The sequence below is a fragment of the Gilliamella sp. B2717 genome, assembly GCF_026536675.1.
In the GTDB taxonomy this organism is placed as follows: domain Bacteria; phylum Pseudomonadota; class Gammaproteobacteria; order Enterobacterales; family Orbaceae; genus Gilliamella; species Gilliamella apicola_I.
Map to the genome: position 1 here is coordinate 266 of NZ_JAFNNQ010000029.1, position 253 is coordinate 518.

At 29.6% G+C, this 253-nt stretch carries 1 protein-coding gene; it reads left to right on the forward strand.

Annotated features, from left to right (window positions below; genetic code table 11):
• Window positions 1-253, forward strand: a 253-nt coding sequence (locus tag J3U35_RS05230) for a hypothetical protein (RefSeq protein ID WP_267360013.1), incomplete at both ends; no start/stop codon positions are given.

The window sequence follows — 253 nt, forward strand, 5'->3', positions numbered from 1 at the left end:
TTTCAATCTATTGATGATAGATGGAAGAAACCTTTTTACAATAGTTCATTTTGCTATGGCCCTAAAAAAATAGTAAAAGTAAAAGATATAACAGAAAAAACGTATGAAAAAGGTCGTTTTACAGGAAGAAAGGAAACACAAGTTAATGTAAAAATCGATTATCAGGTATTGGATACCCCTGATTGGGTGTTGAATAATCAAGATAAGCTTAATGCCTTATATACAGTAAAAGTCAAATTGCCAGGAAAAAATT